The sequence below is a fragment of the Bradyrhizobium sp. NP1 genome (genome assembly GCF_030378205.1).
Classification (GTDB): domain Bacteria; phylum Pseudomonadota; class Alphaproteobacteria; order Rhizobiales; family Xanthobacteraceae; genus Bradyrhizobium.
On sequence record NZ_CP127385.1, the window covers coordinates 2,947,625 to 2,965,910 of the forward strand.

Here is an 18,286-nt window from a genome sequence, read left to right on the forward strand (position 1 = left end):
GTTGAGTCGGCTTCGTAAGGGTGGGGGAAAAAGCGCAATGAAAACCAAGCTTCTGTCCGGCACGGCCTGCGCCGCGCTTTGTCTGCTTTCGTTCAGTGGCTCGGCACGCTCGGCGACACTCGATGACGTGATGGCGCGCCTCGACAAGATCGAGAAGGAGAATGCCGAACTGCGCGCGAAAGTCCGCGCGATGTCCGCGGCGAAGCCGGCAGCGGCGGCACCAGCCCCAGCCGCGGCTGATCCAGGCAAGTTCAAGGGCAATCCGGTCATGCACGAGGCCGTCGCGACCTCGCCGAAACCGCCGCCGGGCCCGACCATTGGTGGCATGCCGGTCAAGGCGGGGCCGCTGGCGCCACTGGTCGACAACACCACGGTCACGCTCTACGGCTCGATCGATCTTTCCGGCGACATCTTCAATCCGTCGGTCTTCGACCAGGGCACGAAACTCGGAGTCTCGAGCAACATTTCCAGCTTCGGTGTTCGCGTCAGGCACAATCTCGCGCCGTACGGTTGGGACGGCTGGGCGGCGGTGGCGCAAATTGAATCGCAAGTGGACTTTGCGGCTGCTCCGACCGAGCGCGCATCGTTCGGGACGCGCGACAGCTATCTCGGCCTCGAGGGTCCGTGGGGCGCGATCAAGGCCGGCAAGAGCGATACGCCTTACAAGAAGGCTACGGCCGCGTTCGACCCGTTCACGCGAACCGTCGCTGATTATAATTCCATCATGGGCAACACCGGCGGCGACAACCGCGCCGAGTTCGATTGGCGCATGAACCATGCGGTCTGGTACGAGTCGCCGATCTTCAATGGCTTCCAGTTCAGTGCGCTGATTTCGCCGGGCCAGAACTACGCCAAGGACAACAGCGATTATTCCTTCGGCGACTACTTCCAGTGCAACGGCGCCTCGACCCGTGGCAGCGGCAGCAATTTCCCGGGCACTGGCGGCGCCGTGGCTGGAAACATTGGCGGCAACGGATGTACCGACGGCTCTTACGGCAACGCCTACAGTGCCGCTTTGATCTACAAGAACGGCCCGTTCACCGGAATCGCCGCCTACGAGCTGCACGAGCAGGTCAACCGCCACGGCGATGATGGCCTGCAGCCAACCTTGCCGGGAGCCCCGGTTTTGTTCAATCAGCTATTCCTGCCGGATGGCTCTGCGGTCTCGACCGGCGTTCACAACGAATGGGCGGCCAAGATCGGCGGCGGCTATCGGGTCAACGACGGGATCGGCGATCTGCAGTTCTACGCTTACTACGAATGGATGCGCCGCGAGGTGTTGCCCTTTGAACAGCCCTTCAACGAGCGCTCGCGCGATGGCGTCTATGCCAGCGTAACGCAATTCATCGGCAAGCAATGGTCGGTGAGCGCATCCTATGCCCATGCCTTCAAGACGCCCGGCAATCCGGCATGCCTCAGCCTGAACAACAGCAATGCCGCGATCGCTTGCGTCGCCGATGGTACGGTTAACCCCGTCGTTCAGATAGGACAATATCAGGCCAATCTGTTCGACGATTCCGCCTCTCAATATTCGATCGGCGCTCGCTATTACTTCAACCAGTGGGCAAGTTGGTACGTTGTGGGCACCTATCTCACGCAGGGACCGGGGGCGCATTACTGCCTCGGTGCAAGCGGCCATGGCTATCAGATATGCTCGCGCGACGCCGCCAACGACACGATCGGGGGAGCCTCGCTCAAGGCGGCCTCGACTGGCATGACGTTCAACTTCTGAGCGTCGCCGCATATCGCAGGGAGGGGGGACTTGATGAGGGTCCTCCCTTTTTGCGCTTGCTTCGGTGCGGCGGATAACCTCAGTTATCGCTGGAGGGTGGCCGCGTAAGCCCGTGAAAAATCGATTTGCCGGCAGCCTGCCGCGACCGAATTTGGTAAGGTTGTGTCCCTCACAGGGAACAAGCCATGGATCTGCAGCCGCCAGCCATTGTGCAACTTGCACAGGCCGAAGCGCCGCCGGAGGCGCCCGTCGAGCCGACCCCGATCAAGGTCGACGTTTCGCAATACATTCCTGAATCGGCGACCGGGGTGACGATGATTGTAACCCTTACGCCTCCGACAGGGCAGGCCGTCATCTATGCCGCCGGCCATGAGAACGATGGCACCTTGTTCAAGGGGCCGCGCTCGATCGACGAGGTCAAGCTCGATGGTCCCATCGTCTATGTGAAACTTTACGGCGCAACGAGTTTTAATATTCAGTACACCAACTATCGATCGCCGTATTAGGTGCGGCGGCTCGATGCCTGAGAGCGAACGACGCCGTGGGACGTTCGACAGCAGAAACCCTCCTGGAAAACGCCCTTGCCGCGCATCGGCAGGGCGCGATCGAAGAGGCCAAGGCGCTTTATCGGGAAGTCTTGCGCGTCGACCCGCACAATGCGGCGGCGAACGGCAATCTTGCGATCATCGCAGCGCGGCAGGGCGATCTCGCCGGCGCCGAAAGCCTTCTTCGCTCGGAAATCGCACACTGGTCGACACCGCCCGCGTACAACAACCTCGGCCTGGTCCTGCAACAGCAAGGCAGGTTCGCCGACGCGATCGCCGCGCATCGCCACGCGCTGGAACTCAACCCTGGTTATGCCGAGGCATTCCTCGCGCTCGGCAATGCGCTCAAAGAGCAGCGCGATGTCGACGGCGCGATGCAAGCATACCGCTCGGCCGTCGCCGCCAGGCCTTCCTATGCCGAGGCGCACAACAATATCGGCGTGCTCCTGCAGATGCAGGGGCGTTTCGAGGAGGCTGCGTCGGCCTATCGTGCCGCCGTGGCGGCGCAGCCGGCCTATCTGGAGGCTCAGTTCAACCTTGGCGCGGTCCTGCACGACATGCACGATCTGGAGGCCGCAGAGAACGCGTACCGGCGCCTTATTGCCGCGAACCCCGCTGTTGCGGTCGCGCATAACAATCTGGGGGCGGTGCTCAGGGATCGCGGTCTGCCCGACCAGGCGTTGGCGGCGTTCGACACGGCGATCGGGCTGCAGCCCGACTACGCGGAGGCGCTTCACAACCGCGCCGTGGTCCTGCAGCAGCAGGCGAGGCTGGAAGAATCGCTGGACTCCTATGGTCGCGCCCTGATGCTGCGGCCGGACTATCTCGATGCCGCCAACAATGCCGGCATTGTGCTGCAGGAGCTGGGGCGCGCGCGTGACGCCATCAACCTGTACCGCCGAATGGTCCGGCCCACGGCGGCCCATGCGGACAGCTACAACAATCTGGGCACCGCGTTACTGGCCGATGGGAGCGTCGACGAAGCGAAAGCGGCGTTCGAGCAGGCGCTGGCCCTGAGGCCCGCCTTTCCGGAAGCCGCCTACAATCTCGGCAACGCGCTGCGCGAGCAGGGGCATCTCGATCAGGCGATCGCCGCCTGGCGCGACGCTTTTCGGCTGCGGCCCGGCTATCCCGATGCGGTTGCCCAGCTCGTCTTCCATCGCGCGCTCGTCTGCGATTGGGCCGACCACGCCGCGGATCAGGACAGCCTGCTCCAGTTGGTGAGGGGTGGGGTGCGTATCCCGCCGTTTTACCTGTTCCCGACACAGGCCGCGCCATCAGACCAGTTGCGCTGCGCGCAGCAGTGGATCGGGCCGACGCTGCCGAAGGAAGCTGCCTTTACGCATCGCCCGCCCGATCAGGACCGGCGGATCCGGCTCGGCTATCTCTCGGGCGATTTCCATCAGCACGCGACGGCGCATCTGATCGCCGAACTGTTCGAGCACCATGATCGCACGCGCTTCGAGGTGTTCGGCTATGGCTATGGTCCTGACGATGCGAGCCCGATGCGCGATCGGATCGCCCATGCCTTCGATCGCTTTGTCGATGTCAGGGCATTCTCGCATCGCGATGCGGCAGGGCAAATCCACGCCGACCAGATCGACATCCTGATCGATCTGAAGGGCTATACCCATGACGCGCGGCCAGCGATTGCAGCACTGCGGCCGTCGCCCATCCAGGTCAGCTATCTCGGCTATCCCGCAACCATGGGCGCCGACTTCATCGATTATGTCCTGGTCGACCGCTTCGTCGTGCCGGAGAGCCAGCAGGCTTTCTTCCCGGAACGGCTGGCGCAGCTTCCCGGCTGCTATCAGGTGAACGATCGCGAGCGCGCGATTGCGGCGCACGAGACCGCCCGCCAGGACTGGGGACTGCCGGCCGAAGGCCTGGTGCTGTGCTGCTTCAACAACAGCTACAAGCTTTCGCCTGCGCTGTTCGACATCTGGATGCGGGTGCTGAAGTCGGCGCCGCACAGCGTGCTTTGGCTGCTGGCGCCGAACCAATGGGTTCGCGACAACCTGCAGGGCGAGGCCACGAGGCGCGGCGTTGATCCGCAGCGCCTGGTCTTTGCCCCCACGGTGCCGTCTGCGGAGCATCTCGAGCGCCACCGCCATGCCGACCTGTTCCTCGATACATGGCCCTGCAACGCCCACACGACCGCGAGCGACGCGCTGTGGTGCGGACTGCCGGTTCTGACCTTGACCGGCGAGACATTTGCAAGCCGCGTGGCCGGCAGCCTTTTGACCGCGAGCGGCTTGCCGGAACTGGTGATGGCATCGCTTGCCGAATACGAAAACACGGCCTTGCAGCTCGCCTCCGACCCCTCGCGTCTCGATGCGTTGCGAAAGCGCCTGTTGGCCACGCGCGACAGCAATCCGGTCTTCGATCTGGCGCGAACAGCCGGACACATCGAGGCGGCGTATCTGCGCATGTGGCAAAACTGGCGTGACGGGAAGAAGCCGGTCGCATTCGCGATCGAGTGATTTGTCGGCGTTCAGCATCACCGCTATGGTCGAGAACAACAGGAGCAGGCACATGTCCCGGCAGGCAATCGTCGCAATGATCATGGTCCTCGTGTGCGCCGACAGCGGCCAGGCGCTTGCGGGCCATGCACGAAAGCACCGCCATCACCGCGCTGTGGTTCCGGCCTATGCGGTCGAACCTGCGCCGGTTGCGCCCTATCATGGCCCCACGCTCGTTCTGCATCCCGCCTCGAACATCGCCTGCGATACGATCTACCGCGCGACGCGCGCGCTCCCTTGCGACCAGCCGGTCTGGGTCTATGGCAGCCCGTGCGAGATCGACCTCGGTCTCGGCCGCTCGCGCCCCTGCGAGTGATCCTGGTCCCGCATGGCGCGTTCCGAGCAGCTCCTGTCGGCGGCGATCGCCCATCATCGCGCGGGGCGCCTGCCGGAAGCCGAGCGGCTCTATCGCCAGGCGTGCGAGGCGGCGCCCCATGATGCGCGTGCGTTCCACCTTGCGGGCGTCGTCGCCCATCAACTGCGGCGTCCGGATGCCGGCGCGCTGATCGGACGGGCGCTGGCCTTGCGTCCGGATTTTGCCGAAGCGCATAACGACTGGGGCGTCATGCTGGCCTCGACCGGCCGGCTTGCCGAGGCGTTGCCGTGCTTTGCGAGGGCGGTGGAGATCAACCCTGATTACGCCGAGGCGCGCCACAACCTCGCGCGAGCCTTGCGGTCGCTCGGACGCGCCGACGAGGCCGCGCTGCAATTCACGCAGCTTTTGAAGGCCGATCCGAATTCGCCGCTTGCGCATTTCAACCTTGCGACTGTCCTGGAAATGGCCGGTCGTACGGCAGAAGCGGAGCAGCATTATCGCGAGGCGGTCGTGTTGCGCGCGGATTTCTTCGATGCCCATCTTCATCTTGCCGCCTTGCTGCAACGAACCGGCCGTCTGCCTGAAGCACTGGCCGCCGCGCAGCATGCGGCAAGCGTCGCGCCGCGCGAGGCCGGCGCGCGGAACAATCTCGGCAACATGCTGCGCGCCATGGATCGCCATGGCGAGGCGTTGCAGCAATACCGCGCGGCGCTCGAGATCGATCCGAACTCGTTCATCGCCCGTTACAATATCGGGATGGCGCTGCGCGGCGAGACGCGGATTGCCGAGGCGAAGGAGCATTTCGCGCGCGCGGTCGCGCTGAAGCCGGATTTCCTCGAAGCGGCGCTGGCGCTGTGCATGGCCGAATTGCCCGCGCTTTATCAGACCTCAGCCGAGATCGCGGAGCGCCGCACCGCCTATGCAGGCCGGCTTGCGGAGTTCACGGCAAAGCTCGAGCGAGCCGCCTCGCCGGGGGCGCTTGCGGAAGTGGTCGGTTCGCACCAGCCGTTCTATCTGCCCTACCAGGGCGAGAACGACCGCGCGCTGCAGGTGCAGTATGGCGCCGCGGTCTGCAAGGTCATGACGGCGCGGTTCGGTGCGGCGTCACCGGCGCCGCCGCCGGCGGCCCATGAGCCGATCCGGCTCGGGATCGTCAGCGGGTTTTTCCGCCAGCACTCGAACTGGAAGATTCCAATCAAGGGCTGGCTCAAGACGCTCGATCGATCGCGCTTCCGCCTGTTCGGCTATCACACGGGCATTGAGCGGGACGGCGAGACGGAGGCAGCCGCAGCGCTCTGCGAGCGCTTCGTGGAAGGACCATTGCCACTCGATGGCTGGCGTCATGCCATCCTCGAGGACGCGCCGCATGTGCTGCTGTTTCCCGAGATCGGCATGGACAAGGTCTCGGCACAGCTCGCGGCGACGCGGCTGGCGCGAGCGCAGTGCGGCTCCTGGGGACACCCGGTCACATCAGGATTTCCGACGATCGACTATTTTCTGAGCAGCGATCTCATGGAGCCGCCGGAAGCGGATGTGCATTATTCGGAAGAGCTGATCAGGTTGCCCAACCTGTCGATCTACTACGAGCCGGCGGAAGGCGCGCCGGCGCGTGTCGATCGCGCCGAGTTGGGTCTGCGGCAGGATGCCGTGATCTATTGGTGCGCGCAGTCGCCGCCAAAATATCTGCCTCAGTTCGACGAGGTTTTTGCGCGGATCGCGCGGGAGGTGCCGGCGTCCCAGTTCGTTTTCATCGAATTCGGCGGGGGCAGGGGGGTGACCGAGCGGTTCCGTGAGCGACTCGACCGGGCGTTCGAGGCCTTCGGCCTCGATGGGCGCGCCCACTGCATCGTCCTGCCGAGGCTCCCGCCAGAGCGTTTTGTCGCAGCGATTGGTCAGTGCGACGTGCTGCTGGACAGTATTGGTTGGTCGGGCTGCAACTCGGTGCTGGAGAGCCTCGTCCACAACATCCCGATCGTCACCCTGACCGGCACGATGATGCGCGGCCGCCATAGCACGGCGATCCTGAACATGATGGACGTCCGCGGGACAACCGCGCAAACGATCGATGAGTATGTTTCGATTGCCGTTGCGCTCGCGCGCGACAGCGCGAAGCGCGCCGAGGTCGCCTCGCAGATTGCCGCCGGCAAGCATCGCGTCTACCGCGACCGTGCGTGCATCGTGGGGCTCGAAGAGTTTCTGGAACGGGTAGCGCGCGCTTTGTGAGCAAAACGCGTCATCTGAAAGCGGGCAACGATCGTTTTCCCGAGGCCGTGTCGCAAAAAGAAAAGCGCCCATCCCGAAGGATGGGCGCTTTCGGTGTTGGCAGCGAACGCTCGTCTCAGGAAGCGGGGGAAGCGGCGATAACGGTCCTGCGCCAAGGCTTCAAAACCAGCAGCGCCAGCAGCGACGCCAGGATGTTGGCGCCGGCCGCAATAAGGAAGACCAGATCCCAGCTTCCCGTGAATTGCTGCACGTAGTTCGCAACCGGCACCAGCAGGGCGGCGGTGCCCTTGGCCGTATAGAGCAGGCCGGCATTGGTGGTTGCGAATTTCGCGCCGAAGGTATCGGTGCAGGTCGAGGGGAACAGGGAGTAGATTTCACCCCAGGCGAAGAAGACAATGCCTGAGAGCACCACGAACCAGACCGGGTTGTGGCCCAGCATGTAAAGCGCCCAGATGCCGACGCCTTCGATGCCGAACGCGATAAACATCGTGTTTTCGCGGCCGATCATGTCGGAGATCCAGCCGAAGAACGGCCGCGTCAGGCCATTGAGGATACGATCGATGGTCGCCGCGAACGTAACGGTCGTCATCGTCAGGCCGATCAGGCTGACCGACACATTGTCGAGCTTCCAATCGACGGCAATCGGCTTGAGATTGGCGGTGACCATCAATCCGCCGGCGCCGACAATCACGAACATGAAATACATCAGCCAGAATATCGGGTTGCGAATGACTTCAGTCGGCTGGTAGTTGCGCCGGCTTTGAATGATCGCGGCAGTCTGGACGACGGCTGGAATCTGCCCGGCCTTCGGCGCGAACAGGAAGAAGGCGAGGATCACGATGATGATGCCTTGGCCGAGTCCGAAATAGAGGAACGTGCTCTGGAAACCGGAATCCTTGATCATGGCCTGGATCGGCGCGACGGTCAGCGCCGAGCCGGCGCCAAACCCCGCAGCCGTGATGCCGGCGGCCAGGCCGCGCTTGTCGGGAAACCATTTCAGCGCATTGCCGACACAGGTACCGTAAACGGCGCCGGCGCCGATGCCGGCAACGATCATGCCGAGGTAGTAACCGTTGAGCGAGGTCGCCTCGGCGTTGATCGCCCAGCCGATGGCGCAAAAGATGCCACCGACGAGAACCACGATGCGCGGGCCATATTTATCGACGAACCAGCCTTCGATCGGCACGAGCCAGGTTTCGAACAGCACAAACAGCGTAAAGGCCCATTGAATGGATGCGCGGTCCCATCCGAACTTCTTTTGGATGTCGGGGACGAAGAACGTCCAGCCGTATTGGTAGTTGGCGATCATGACCATCGCGGCGACGCCGATGGCCAGTTGTGTCCAGCGGTAGGCGTCGCTGACACGCGCGGTGGCGGGGACTGTTCCTTGAACGGTATCCGTCATAGTTCCTCCCGAGGCGCGCGTTTCTCAAGGACATGCGCTGCCATCGGTCATTTTGGTATATGATATGCCAGAGCGCAAGGGGATTATTTCACTTCTTGCGCAGAGCCTGCTGATTTGTCGCAGATGTTTTGATCGGGTGGCCGCACGCCGCCTGTGTGCAAAAACAATAAATGGCCCCGCAAGGCGGGGCCATTCGTTCAAAGTACTACGTTGTTGAGTAGCGGATTGGCGGTCGTGCGGGAGCAGCGCCAAAAGCCGCAAATTCACGAAGCGATCAAAGACCAAAGTACGGCAGATCGCCATTGCGCACCGACGCGCGCGCGCTCGCCATCAGGAACTGGTCGATTGCAGCCATCAACCGGCCGAACAGGGTGGTCGGAGCGGGGAGAGGGAAGGTAGCGGTCTTGGACATCGGTCATTTCCTTCTTCGAGACGGTCAGGATTACTGTCTCATCTTCGAAGCACAATCTATGTATACCAGATGCCAGAGGCAATTGACGTGTTTGCATGGCAGCATCCGTCATAGTGCATTGCAGCATGATGTCCCCTGACAGCCCTGCCTGGACGGCTGGCGGGGTCAAAAAACAAAAGCCGCCGGGTCCGGCGGCTTTTTCCACGGCTGGCGGAGGCTTCGGAAAGTCCGGCCTATCGGCTCCAGTCTTCGCCGGCACACAGCGTCCCCATGCATCCCCGGACGTTCAGATTGCCTGACGGCAGCAAGGTCACCGTGCTTGCATAGGTCTTGCCGTCATCGGCATTGTAGATCTTTCCGGACCATTTGTTGGGGCCTGCCGGCTGCATGTCGATGAAGAGGGAGATGCCGATGACCCGCCTGCCGCGCAGCGAAGGATCGGCGTTGCGGTCGTCGAGCTGAGGCTTTCCCGTTGCCTTGTCGATTGGCTCCTTGAGCCAGACCACGCGACCGCACAGCGTGGTGCCGCAGCGGTTGACGCGGATCTTGGCGTCGCCCGACTGGGTCAGCCAGATGCCGGCGGGATCGTTGGCTTTCGCTGCCTGGACCGGGCTTACGTGGGTGGCGATAAACAGGAGCGCCCCCATCAGGCGCCGGATGAAACGATAACAAGAGGAATGTGCGCCGGGTTTGAGAGGCAGGGGATGCGGCGGGGAAAGGGACATCGATTGATCTTCCTCTCATGAAAAACTTCATGATAAACGATCAATAAAACATGATAAGGATTGAGTCAAGTATGAGAAGCAGGCATGCTGATGACCTGCAAATGGTGGCGGAGTGTTCTCAAATGGCGGTGGTGTGGAATTCGGCTCGTGACACCCGGCGGCGCTGGTTTCGCCGTCTGGACCTCGCATTCTGGGCCATCTGGGTCGCCTTCGCGGTGTTCATTTGGCTCGCCTATCGCACGAACACGACTGCGTCGGTCGCCATTGCAGCGAGCCTCAATCCCGAGCAGGCGAAATGCGCCGGCATCGTCATCAATCCGCTCAACATGTCGGGCCGGGGCCAGTTGCTATTCTGGTCGCTGTTCGCATTTCAGCTCTCGTTCTACGCGGTGTTGATCGGCATCCTTCACCGCATGGTGCATCGATTCGCCTGCGGTCGGATCTTCGTGTCCGAGACGCTCCAGGGCGTCTGGTGGATGGGGATCATTCTGGTGATCTGGCCGTTCGTCGATGTGATCACCAGCAACGCGGTGCTTTATGCCTTGCACGAGATCGGCGATGCCAAGTTCTTTCTGCCGTCCTACAACATCGACGTCGGCACGATTGCAGGCGGCCTTTTCCTGATGGCGCTGAAATTCGTCATCGAGCATGCCATCCTGCTGCAGACCGAAAATGAACTGACGATCTGAGGTGCATGCCTGTGCCGATCGTTGTGAACCTCGATGTCATGCTCGCGAGACGCAAGCGACGGCTGGGAGACCTCGCCGAGGCCATCGGCATCTCCATTCAAAACCTGTCGATCCTGAAAACGGGCAAGGCCAAAGCGATGCGCTTCTCGACATTGGCGGCGATCTGCCGCGAGCTGGACTGCCAGCCCGGAGATATCCTGGAATATGTCGCTGGCGACGACGCCGGCGAAGCGGATGCGGGCGAGGGGAGTTGATCCGGCGTCGATCGGGACGCGGGAGCGCAACTTTCCTCAAGCGAAAAAAGATATGGCCGCGGTGTACCGCGGCCATATTCGCCGGTCTTCGAGAATGCCGTGCGGCGCTTACTCCGCCGCCTGCTTCCGCGGAGGTTCGAGCGCGCCGGAAGCGTGGATCTCAGCCACCTGGTGGTCGCTGAAGCCGAGCACCTGGCGCAGGATTTCGTCGGTGTGCTCGCCCAGCAGTGGCGAACGGCCGACCTCGCTCGGCGAGTCCGACAGCTTGATCGGGTTGCCCACCGAGAGGTACTTGCCGCGCGTCGGGTGGTCGACCTCGACCACGGTACCGGTGGCGCGCAGCGACTGGTCCTCGGCGATTTCCTTCATCGACAGGATCGGCCCACAGGGGATGTCGTCCTTGTTGAGGATCTCCATGGCCTCGAACTTGGTCTTGGTCATGGTCCATTGCTCGATGCGCGCGAAGATTTCGTTGAGCCGCGTCAGTCGGGCTGGAGGCTTGGCGTAGTCGGGATGCGTCTTCCAGCCGGGTTCGCCGATGACGTCGCAGATCTTCTCCCAGACCGGCGCCTGCGTGATGAAATAGAGATAGGCATTGGGATCGGTCTCCCAGCCCTTGCATTTGAGGATGCGTCCGGGCTGGCCGCCGCCGGAATCGTTGCCGGCGCGCGGCACGGCATCGCCGAACGGAATGCCCTCGCCGTACTGGCTGTACTCCTTGAGCGGGCCGTGGGCGAGACGTTGCTGGTCGCGCAGCTTGACGCGGGCGAGGTTGAGCACGCCGTCCTGCATCGCCACGGTGACGCGCTGGCCCTTGCCGGTCATGGTGCGCTGGTAGAGCGCGGCGACGATGCCGAGCCCAAGATGCAGCCCGGTGCCACTGTCACCGATTTGCGCGCCGGTCACGAGCGGCAGGCCGTCGCGGAAGCCGGTGGTCGAGGCAGAGCCGCCGGTGCATTGGGCGACGTTCTCATAGACCTTGCAGTCTTCATAAGGTCCCGGACCAAAGCCCTTGATCGAGGCCACGATCATCTTCGGGTTGATGCTCTGGATCTTCTCCCAGGAGAAGCCCATGCGGTCGAGCACGCCGGGGCCGAAATTCTCCACCAGCACGTCGCACTTCCTGATCAGCTCGGTCAGGACTTCCTTGCCCTTCGGGTTCTTGGTGTCGAGCGTGATCGAGCGCTTGTTGTGGTTGAGCATGGTGAAATACAGGCTGTCCACGTTGGGAATGTCCTGCAACTGCCCGCGCGTGATGTCGCCGACGCCGGGACGCTCGACCTTGATCACGTCGGCGCCGAACCACGCCAGCAATTGCGTGCAGGTCGGTCCCGACTGGACGTGGGTGAAATCGAGAATGCGAACGCCCGTCAGCGCCTTGGTCATCGTCGTTGCTCCGTATCGTATCTAGCCCTGCTCGCGCAGAAACAATGAAGCGGGTCCGCCGGTCCCGCGGGATGTAGCCGCTATTTCTTCTTCAGAATGCTTTGTGGATTGAGGTTGCCGATGCGGCCGCTTTCCGAGCCCGAGGCCGGATCGATCACCGCGTTGATCAGGGTCGGCTTGCCGGAATCCATCGCCGCATTGACCGCGCGCTTCAGCTCGTCGGGCGAGGTCGCGTTGATGCCGACGCCGCCGAAGGCCTCCATCATCTTGTCGTAGCGCGAGCCCTTGACGAAGACGGTGGTTGCCGGGTCGGCGCCCGCGGAATTGACGTCGGTGCCGCGATAAATGCCGTCATTGTTGAAGATGACGACGCAGACCGGCAGCTTGTAGCGGCAGATGGTCTCGACCTCCATGCCGGAGAAGCCGAATGCGCTGTCGCCTTCCACCGCGAGCACCGGCTTGCCGGTCTCGATGGCGGCGGCGATCGCCGAGCCCATGCCGATGCCCATCACGCCCCAGGTGCCGACGTCGAGCCGCTTGCGCGGCTGGTACATGTCGATCACGCCGCGGGCGAGGTCGAGCGTGTTGGCGCCTTCGTTGACGAGAATGGCGTCGGGGCGCTCCTTGATGATGGTGCGCAGCACGCCGAGCGCGCCGTGATAGTCCATCGGCGAGTTGTTGTTCATCAGCCGCGGCGCCATCTTGGCGACGTTTTCGTCGCGCTTGGACTTCACCGCATTGGTCCATTCGGCCGGCGGGGCAGGCCAGTTGCCGCCCATGGCTTCCAGCATCGCGCTGACGCAGGAGCCGATGTCGCCGACGACAGGCGCGGCGATCTCGACATTGGAGTCCATTTCCTTGGGCTCGATGTCGACCTGGATGAACTTCTTCGGGGCATCGCCCCAGCTCTTGCCCTTGCCGTGCGAGAGCAGCCAGTTGAGCCGGGCGCCGATCAGCATCACCACATCGGCGTCCTTCAGCACGGTCGAGCGCGCCGCGCCCGCGCATTGCGGATGCAGGTCGGGCAACAGGCCCTTCGCCATGCTCATCGGCAGGAACGGGGCGCCGCTCTTCTCGACGAACTTGCGGATGTCGTCGTCGGCCTGGGCGTAAGCCGCACCCTTGCCGAGGATGATCAGCGGGCGTTTTGCGCTTTTGAGCACGTCGAGCGCGCGCTTGACGGCTGACGGGGCGGGGATCTGTGCGGGCGCGGCATCGATCACCTTGACCAGCGACTTGCGGCCGGCCTCCGCATTCATCACCTGGCCGAACAGCTTTGCCGGCAGATCGAGATAGACGCCGCCGGGGCGCCCCGAGACGGCGGCGCGGATCGCGCGCGCAAGGCCGATGCCGATGTCCTGGGCATGCAGCACGCGGAACGCCGCCTTGCACAGCGGCTTGGCGATCGCGAGCTGGTCCATTTCCTCATAGTCGCCCTGCTGCAGGTCGACGATCTCGCGCTCGGAGGAGCCCGAGATCAGGATCATCGGGAAGCAGTTGGTGGTGGCGTGCGCGAGCGCGGTGAGGCCGTTGAGGAAGCCGGGCGCCGAGACGGTGAGGCAGACGCCGGGCTTCCTGGTCAAGAAGCCGGCGATCGCCGCCGCGTAGCCGGCGTTCTGCTCATGACGGAAGGAGATGACGCGGATGCCGGCCGCCTGCGCCATGCGTCCGAGATCGGTGATCGGAATCCCCGGCACGCCGTAGATCGTGTCGAGGCCGTTGAGCTTCAGCGCGTCGATGACGAGATGGAATCCGTCGGTCAGTTCCTGTTCAGTGCCCGATGCCTCGGACTTGGCGGCGGTGTTCAGCATGGGCCTTTCTCCCTGACTCGTCTCTTCGAGGACGAATTGATCGTCTCAGTTGTAAAAATCGTCCCGATCACGCCAGTTCCTGGCCATGCGCCTCGACAAAAGCGGCAAGGGCAAGCGTGTGATCGCGGGCGCGCTTTTCGGCGAGCTCGGTGTCGCGCTCCTCAAGCGCTTCGATGATGCCGAGATGTTCGGGCAGCGACGCCGCGATGCGCTCGGCGCGCCCGATCGTGAGCTGCCGGTAGCCGCGCACATGCAGCAGGATGTCGTTGGTCATGTCGACCAGCACAGGGGATTCCGAGAGCGAGATCAGCGCCTGGTGAAAGGCGATATTGGCCCTGGAATATTCCTCGACGTGGTCCTGCGGCAGGTGGTCCTTGCCGAAATTCTTGAAGAAGTCGCGCAGGGCCGTGATGTCCTTCTTTCGCGCCGTGGTCGTGATCAGCCGCGCGGCCATGCTCTCCAGCGCCGCCCAGGCGCGGATCATGTCGACGATCTCGCTCTTGGTCCGGCGCACCACCATGATGCCGCGGCGCGGCACGGTCTTCACGAAGCCGTCCTGCTCGAGCATCGCGATCGCCTCGCGAATCGGCGTGCGGCTGACGCCGAGTCGCTCGGACAGCGCACGCTCGTCCAGCATCACCGGCTCGGGCGTCGAGTAGATGTCCATCTTCAGGATGGCATCCTTCAAGGCCTCATAGGCCTTGTTCTTGAAGCTCGTTTCCGGAGCAATGCGGACGATTGCGATATCGGCATCGGCCATGATGGGTTGCGCCTTGGTCTGTTTCCGTGTCGGCACGATTCGTCTCCTGCATCGGGAGACGCTTATTAGCAGAAGACTTGCGTGATATTTTTTGGCATGCCAGATGCCAGACTGTCAAGTTGCCTGTTTTTTTCGGTATTTCTATTTCTCAGCTCGACTTGACAAATCCTGCCGCTGGCATACCAAATGCCATAAAATTGACCAAGGAGGAAGCCCCCTATGTCCAATGCCAAAGATGCGGTCCGCAAAGTTCTCGACCAGGTCAAAGCGGACAAACGCACGAGCCTGACGGCCCCGGAAGGCAAGCTGGTCTGCGACGCCTACGGAATCCCCGTCCCGAAGGAGGGGGTGGCCAAGTCGGGGGCCGAGGCTGCCAGGATCGCAACCGGCATGGGCTTCCCGGTCGTGATGAAGATCGTCTCGCCCGATATCCTGCACAAGACCGAGGCCGGCGGCGTCGTGGTCGGCGTCAAGACCGCCGCCGACGTCGAGAAAAACTATGACACGATCCTGGCCAACGCCAGGAAATACAAGGCCGACGCCAAGATCGAGGGTGTGCAGGTGCAGCAGATGCTGGCCGGCGGCACCGAGGTCATCGTCGGCTCCATCACCGACGGCTCGTTCGGCAAGCTGGTCGCATTCGGGCTCGGCGGCGTGCTCGTCGAAATCCTGAAGGACATCACCTTCCGCCTCGCGCCCGCGACCAAGGAAGACGCGCTGTCGATGCTCGACGGCATCCAGGCCCATGACATGCTCAAGGGCGTGCGCGGCGGCGATCCCGTCAACCGCGAGGCGCTGGCCGGAATCATCGTCAAGGTTTCCCAGCTCGTCAGCGATTTCCCCGAAATCGTCGAGCTCGATCTCAACCCCGTGTTCGCCACCAAGAAGGACGCGATCGCCGCCGACGTGCGCATTGTCGTCGACTTCGACTACAAGCCGCGGGAAAAGCCGCGCCCGACCGAGGAAATCGTCAAGGCGATGAACCGCATCATGCAGCCGAAGGCGGTCGCGGTGATCGGCGCCTCCGCCGAGGACGGCAAGATCGGCAATTCCGTGATGAAGAACCTCATCAACGGCGGCTACAAGGGCGAGATCCTGCCGATCCATCCCAAGGCGTCGGAGATCCTCGGCTACAAGGCCTACAAGAGCGTCAAGGACGTGCCCGGCGTGATCGACGTCGCGGTTTTTGCGATCCCCGCCAAATTCGTCGCCGCCGCGCTGACCGAATGCGGCGAGAAGAAAATTCCGGGCGCGGTGCTGATTCCCTCCGGCTTCGCCGAAGCGGGTCATCCCGAGCTGCAGGCCGAAATCGTCGAGGTCGGCAAGAAATACGACGTCCGCCTGATGGGGCCGAACATCTACGGCTTCTACTATACGCCGGCCAACCTCTGCGCCACCTTCTGCACCGCCTACGACGTCAAGGGCCACGCGGCGCTGTCATCGCAGTCCGGCGGCATCGGCATGGCGATCATCGGCTTCTCGCGCTCGGCGAAAATGGGCGTCTCCGCGATCGTCGGCCTCGGCAACAAGTCCGATATCGACGAGGACGACCTGCTCGCCTTCTTCGAGCAGGACCCCAACACCAACCTGATCGCGCAGCACTGCGAGGACTTGAAGGACGGCCGCGCCTTTGCGGAAGCCGCCAAGCGCGTCTCCAAGAAGAAGCCGGTGGTGGTCTTGAAGGCGGGCCGCACCTCGGCCGGCGCCAAGGCCGCGTCCTCGCATACCGGCGCGCTCGCCGGCAACGACAAGATCTATGAGGACGTGTTCAAGCAGTCCGGCGTGATCCGTGCGCGTTCGCTCCGGCAATTGCTGGAATTCGCCCGCGGCGTGCCGGTGCTGCCGACGCCGAAGGGCGAGAATATCCTCATCATCACCGGCGCGGGCGGCTCGGGCGTGCTGCTCTCGGACTCCGTGGTCGACAACGGCCTGCAACTGATGGCGATGCCGCCGGATCTCGACGCGGCGTTCCGCAAGTTCATCCCGCCGTTCGGTGCCGCCGGCAACCCGGTCGACATCACCGGCGGCGAGCCGCCGATCACCTATGTCAACACGGTCAAGCTCGGCCTGTCGGATGAGCGCATCCACGCGCTGATCCTCGGCTACTGGCACACCATCGTGACGCCGCCGATGGTGTTCGCGCGCAACATGGTCGAAGTGAAGAAGGAGATGGAGGCCAAGGGCTTCGTGAAGCCGATGGTCGCCTCGCTCGCCGGCGACGTCGAGGTCGAGGAGGCCGCCGAATATCTCTATATGCATGGCATCCCCGCCTACGCCTATTCGACCGAGCTTCCGGTCGAGGTGCTGGGGGCCAAGTACAAGTGGGCGCGCGGCGCGGGCCTGCTCTGATCGGACGAAGGCGGGCCTTGTTGATCAAGGCCGTCAGGCATTGAGTTCGTCATGCCCGGCGTTGTGCCGGGCATCCACGTCTTGCTTCGTTTGGAGATAAGACGTGGATGGCCGGGACATAGGCGAGCGGAAGCGACGCCGTCCTTCGGACGGCTAAGCCCGGGCATGACGGAATAGTGCGCCAAGTGCCATCCACCGTCTGACTTGAACCAATGAAGGCAGGTCGCGATGATGCGGAATGGAATCCGGCGGAACGGGCCCGAGCCGAAGTCCAGCCCCGAGCGCGCCGCGGAGGGCCGGGACGGCGGCGTCCAGTCGGTCGATCGCGCGCTTTCCATCATTGAAGTCCTGGCCGAAGACGATGAAGGCTACCGGCTGACCGACCTTGCGGTTCGCACCGGCCTGTCGCCCTCCACCGTGCATCGCCTGCTGACGACGCTGGAAAAGCGCCGTTTCGTGCAGTTCGACCGCACCTGCTCAAGATGGCACATCGGCGCGCAGAGCTTTGCGGTCGGCGCGACCTTCACGCGGCGCCGCAACTTCGTGGCGCAGGCGATGCCTTATTTGCGCAAGCTGCGCGACCAGACCCGCGAGACCGCCAATCTCGCCGTCGTCGACGACCAGTCGATCATCGTGCTGACGCGCATCGAAAGCCGCGAGATCATGCGCTCGCTGACCAAGGTCGGCGGCCGCGTGGCGATGGTGGCCTCCGGCGTCGGCAAGGCCGTGCTCGCGACCTATGGTGACGACGATGTCAACGCCATCATCCGTCGCCAGGGCATGCCGCGGCTCACGGAAAAATCGATCGTGCGGCCGAGCGCGCTGTTTGCCGAGCTCGCAACCGTCCGTCGGCAGGGTTATGCCGTCGATGACGAGGAGGCGCGGATGGGCCTACGCTGCGTCGCCGCCGTCGTCTACAATGACTGCGGCGAGCCGCTCGCCGCGATCTCCGTCTCCGGGATGACGAGCCGCATCACCGACGAGCGGCTACCGACGCTCGGCAAGACGGTCGCCGAGGTGGCGGCCGAGCTGACGCTTGCGCTCGGCGGCGTGATGCCCGGGGCGAAGCCTGCCTGAGCGTGCGAAGTCCTGGCCCTGAAGTTGTCTGGTTGTCAGGATATACCGGAAATGGGCTAACCCCGCCAGATCGACACGAT

Annotated in this window: 15 protein-coding genes; 9 read left to right on the forward strand and 6 right to left on the reverse strand. The window is 63.4% G+C overall.

What is annotated here, in order from left to right:
- The first annotated feature begins 37 nt into the window (after positions 1–37).
- The 5 genes from QOU61_RS13890 to QOU61_RS13910 all read left to right on the forward strand — a co-directional run bounded on the left by QOU61_RS13890 (position 38) and on the right by QOU61_RS13910 (position 7,338).
- A complete protein-coding gene (locus tag QOU61_RS13890; protein WP_289659265.1) occupies positions 38–1,732 on the forward strand; it encodes a porin in 1,695 nt (564 codons plus the stop codon).
- Positions 1,733–1,917: 185 nt separating this feature from the next.
- Positions 1,918–2,238 carry a hypothetical protein gene (locus tag QOU61_RS13895; RefSeq protein ID WP_289659266.1) on the forward strand — a complete coding sequence of 107 codons (321 nt, stop codon included), beginning with the start codon at positions 1,918–1,920 and terminating at the stop codon, positions 2,236–2,238.
- Between the two features lie 35 nt (positions 2,239–2,273).
- Positions 2,274–4,760 carry a tetratricopeptide repeat protein gene (locus QOU61_RS13900; RefSeq protein ID WP_289659267.1) on the forward strand — a complete coding sequence of 829 codons (2,487 nt, stop codon included), beginning with the start codon at positions 2,274–2,276 and terminating at the stop codon, positions 4,758–4,760.
- Positions 4,761–4,812: 52 nt separating this feature from the next.
- A complete protein-coding gene (locus tag QOU61_RS13905) occupies positions 4,813–5,115 on the forward strand; it encodes a hypothetical protein (RefSeq protein ID WP_289659268.1) in 303 nt (100 codons plus the stop codon).
- A gap of 12 nt (positions 5,116–5,127) precedes the next feature.
- Complete coding sequence (locus QOU61_RS13910; RefSeq protein WP_289659269.1) at positions 5,128–7,338, forward strand: O-linked N-acetylglucosamine transferase, SPINDLY family protein; 2,211 nt, start codon at positions 5,128–5,130, stop codon at positions 7,336–7,338.
- Between the two features lie 115 nt (positions 7,339–7,453).
- Here QOU61_RS13910 and oxlT read toward each other — a convergent pair whose 3' ends face one another.
- From oxlT to QOU61_RS13925, 3 genes are all read right to left on the reverse strand, one after another.
- Positions 7,454–8,743 (reverse strand): oxalate/formate MFS antiporter, encoded by a 1,290-nt coding sequence (gene oxlT / locus QOU61_RS13915; protein ID WP_289659270.1) that lies wholly within the window; start codon positions 8,741–8,743, stop codon positions 7,454–7,456.
- Between the two features lie 274 nt (positions 8,744–9,017).
- Positions 9,018–9,155: a hypothetical protein gene (locus QOU61_RS13920; RefSeq protein ID WP_289659271.1), complete on the reverse strand. Its 138-nt coding sequence runs from the start codon at positions 9,153–9,155 to the stop codon at positions 9,018–9,020.
- A gap of 233 nt (positions 9,156–9,388) precedes the next feature.
- Positions 9,389–9,802 (reverse strand): DUF2147 domain-containing protein, encoded by a 414-nt coding sequence (locus QOU61_RS13925; RefSeq protein WP_502876956.1) that lies wholly within the window; start codon positions 9,800–9,802, stop codon positions 9,389–9,391.
- 200 nt (positions 9,803–10,002) lie between these two features.
- On the opposite strand from QOU61_RS13925, the gene QOU61_RS13930 reads away from it, so the two are divergent.
- Positions 10,003–10,569, forward strand: coding sequence for a DUF2975 domain-containing protein (locus QOU61_RS13930; RefSeq protein WP_289659273.1), 567 nt, complete (start codon positions 10,003–10,005; stop codon positions 10,567–10,569).
- 5 nt (positions 10,570–10,574) lie between these two features.
- Positions 10,575–10,823 (forward strand): helix-turn-helix domain-containing protein, encoded by a 249-nt coding sequence (locus QOU61_RS13935; protein ID WP_502876926.1) that lies wholly within the window; start codon positions 10,575–10,577, stop codon positions 10,821–10,823.
- 108 nt (positions 10,824–10,931) lie between these two features.
- Here QOU61_RS13935 and frc read toward each other — a convergent pair whose 3' ends face one another.
- The 3 genes from frc to QOU61_RS13950 all read right to left on the reverse strand — a co-directional run bounded on the left by frc (position 10,932) and on the right by QOU61_RS13950 (position 14,780).
- Positions 10,932–12,209: a formyl-CoA transferase gene (gene frc / locus QOU61_RS13940; protein ID WP_289659274.1), complete on the reverse strand. Its 1,278-nt coding sequence runs from the start codon at positions 12,207–12,209 to the stop codon at positions 10,932–10,934.
- A gap of 80 nt (positions 12,210–12,289) precedes the next feature.
- Positions 12,290–14,020 (reverse strand): oxalyl-CoA decarboxylase, encoded by a 1,731-nt coding sequence (gene oxc / locus QOU61_RS13945; RefSeq protein WP_289659276.1) that lies wholly within the window; start codon positions 14,018–14,020, stop codon positions 12,290–12,292.
- A gap of 67 nt (positions 14,021–14,087) precedes the next feature.
- Positions 14,088–14,780: a GntR family transcriptional regulator gene (locus QOU61_RS13950; RefSeq protein ID WP_289661509.1), complete on the reverse strand. Its 693-nt coding sequence runs from the start codon at positions 14,778–14,780 to the stop codon at positions 14,088–14,090.
- 219 nt (positions 14,781–14,999) lie between these two features.
- Here QOU61_RS13950 and QOU61_RS13955 point away from each other — a divergent pair, with 219 nt between their 5' ends.
- The gene (locus tag QOU61_RS13955; RefSeq protein ID WP_289659278.1) at positions 15,000–17,129 is read left to right on the forward strand and encodes an acetate--CoA ligase family protein; all 2,130 of its coding nucleotides are present in this window, start codon (positions 15,000–15,002) and stop codon (positions 17,127–17,129) included.
- A gap of 228 nt (positions 17,130–17,357) precedes the next feature.
- On the forward strand, positions 17,358–18,206 hold the full coding sequence (locus tag QOU61_RS13960; protein WP_289659280.1) for an IclR family transcriptional regulator: 849 nt from the start codon (positions 17,358–17,360) through the stop codon (positions 18,204–18,206).
- Positions 18,207–18,286 lie beyond the last annotated feature (80 nt).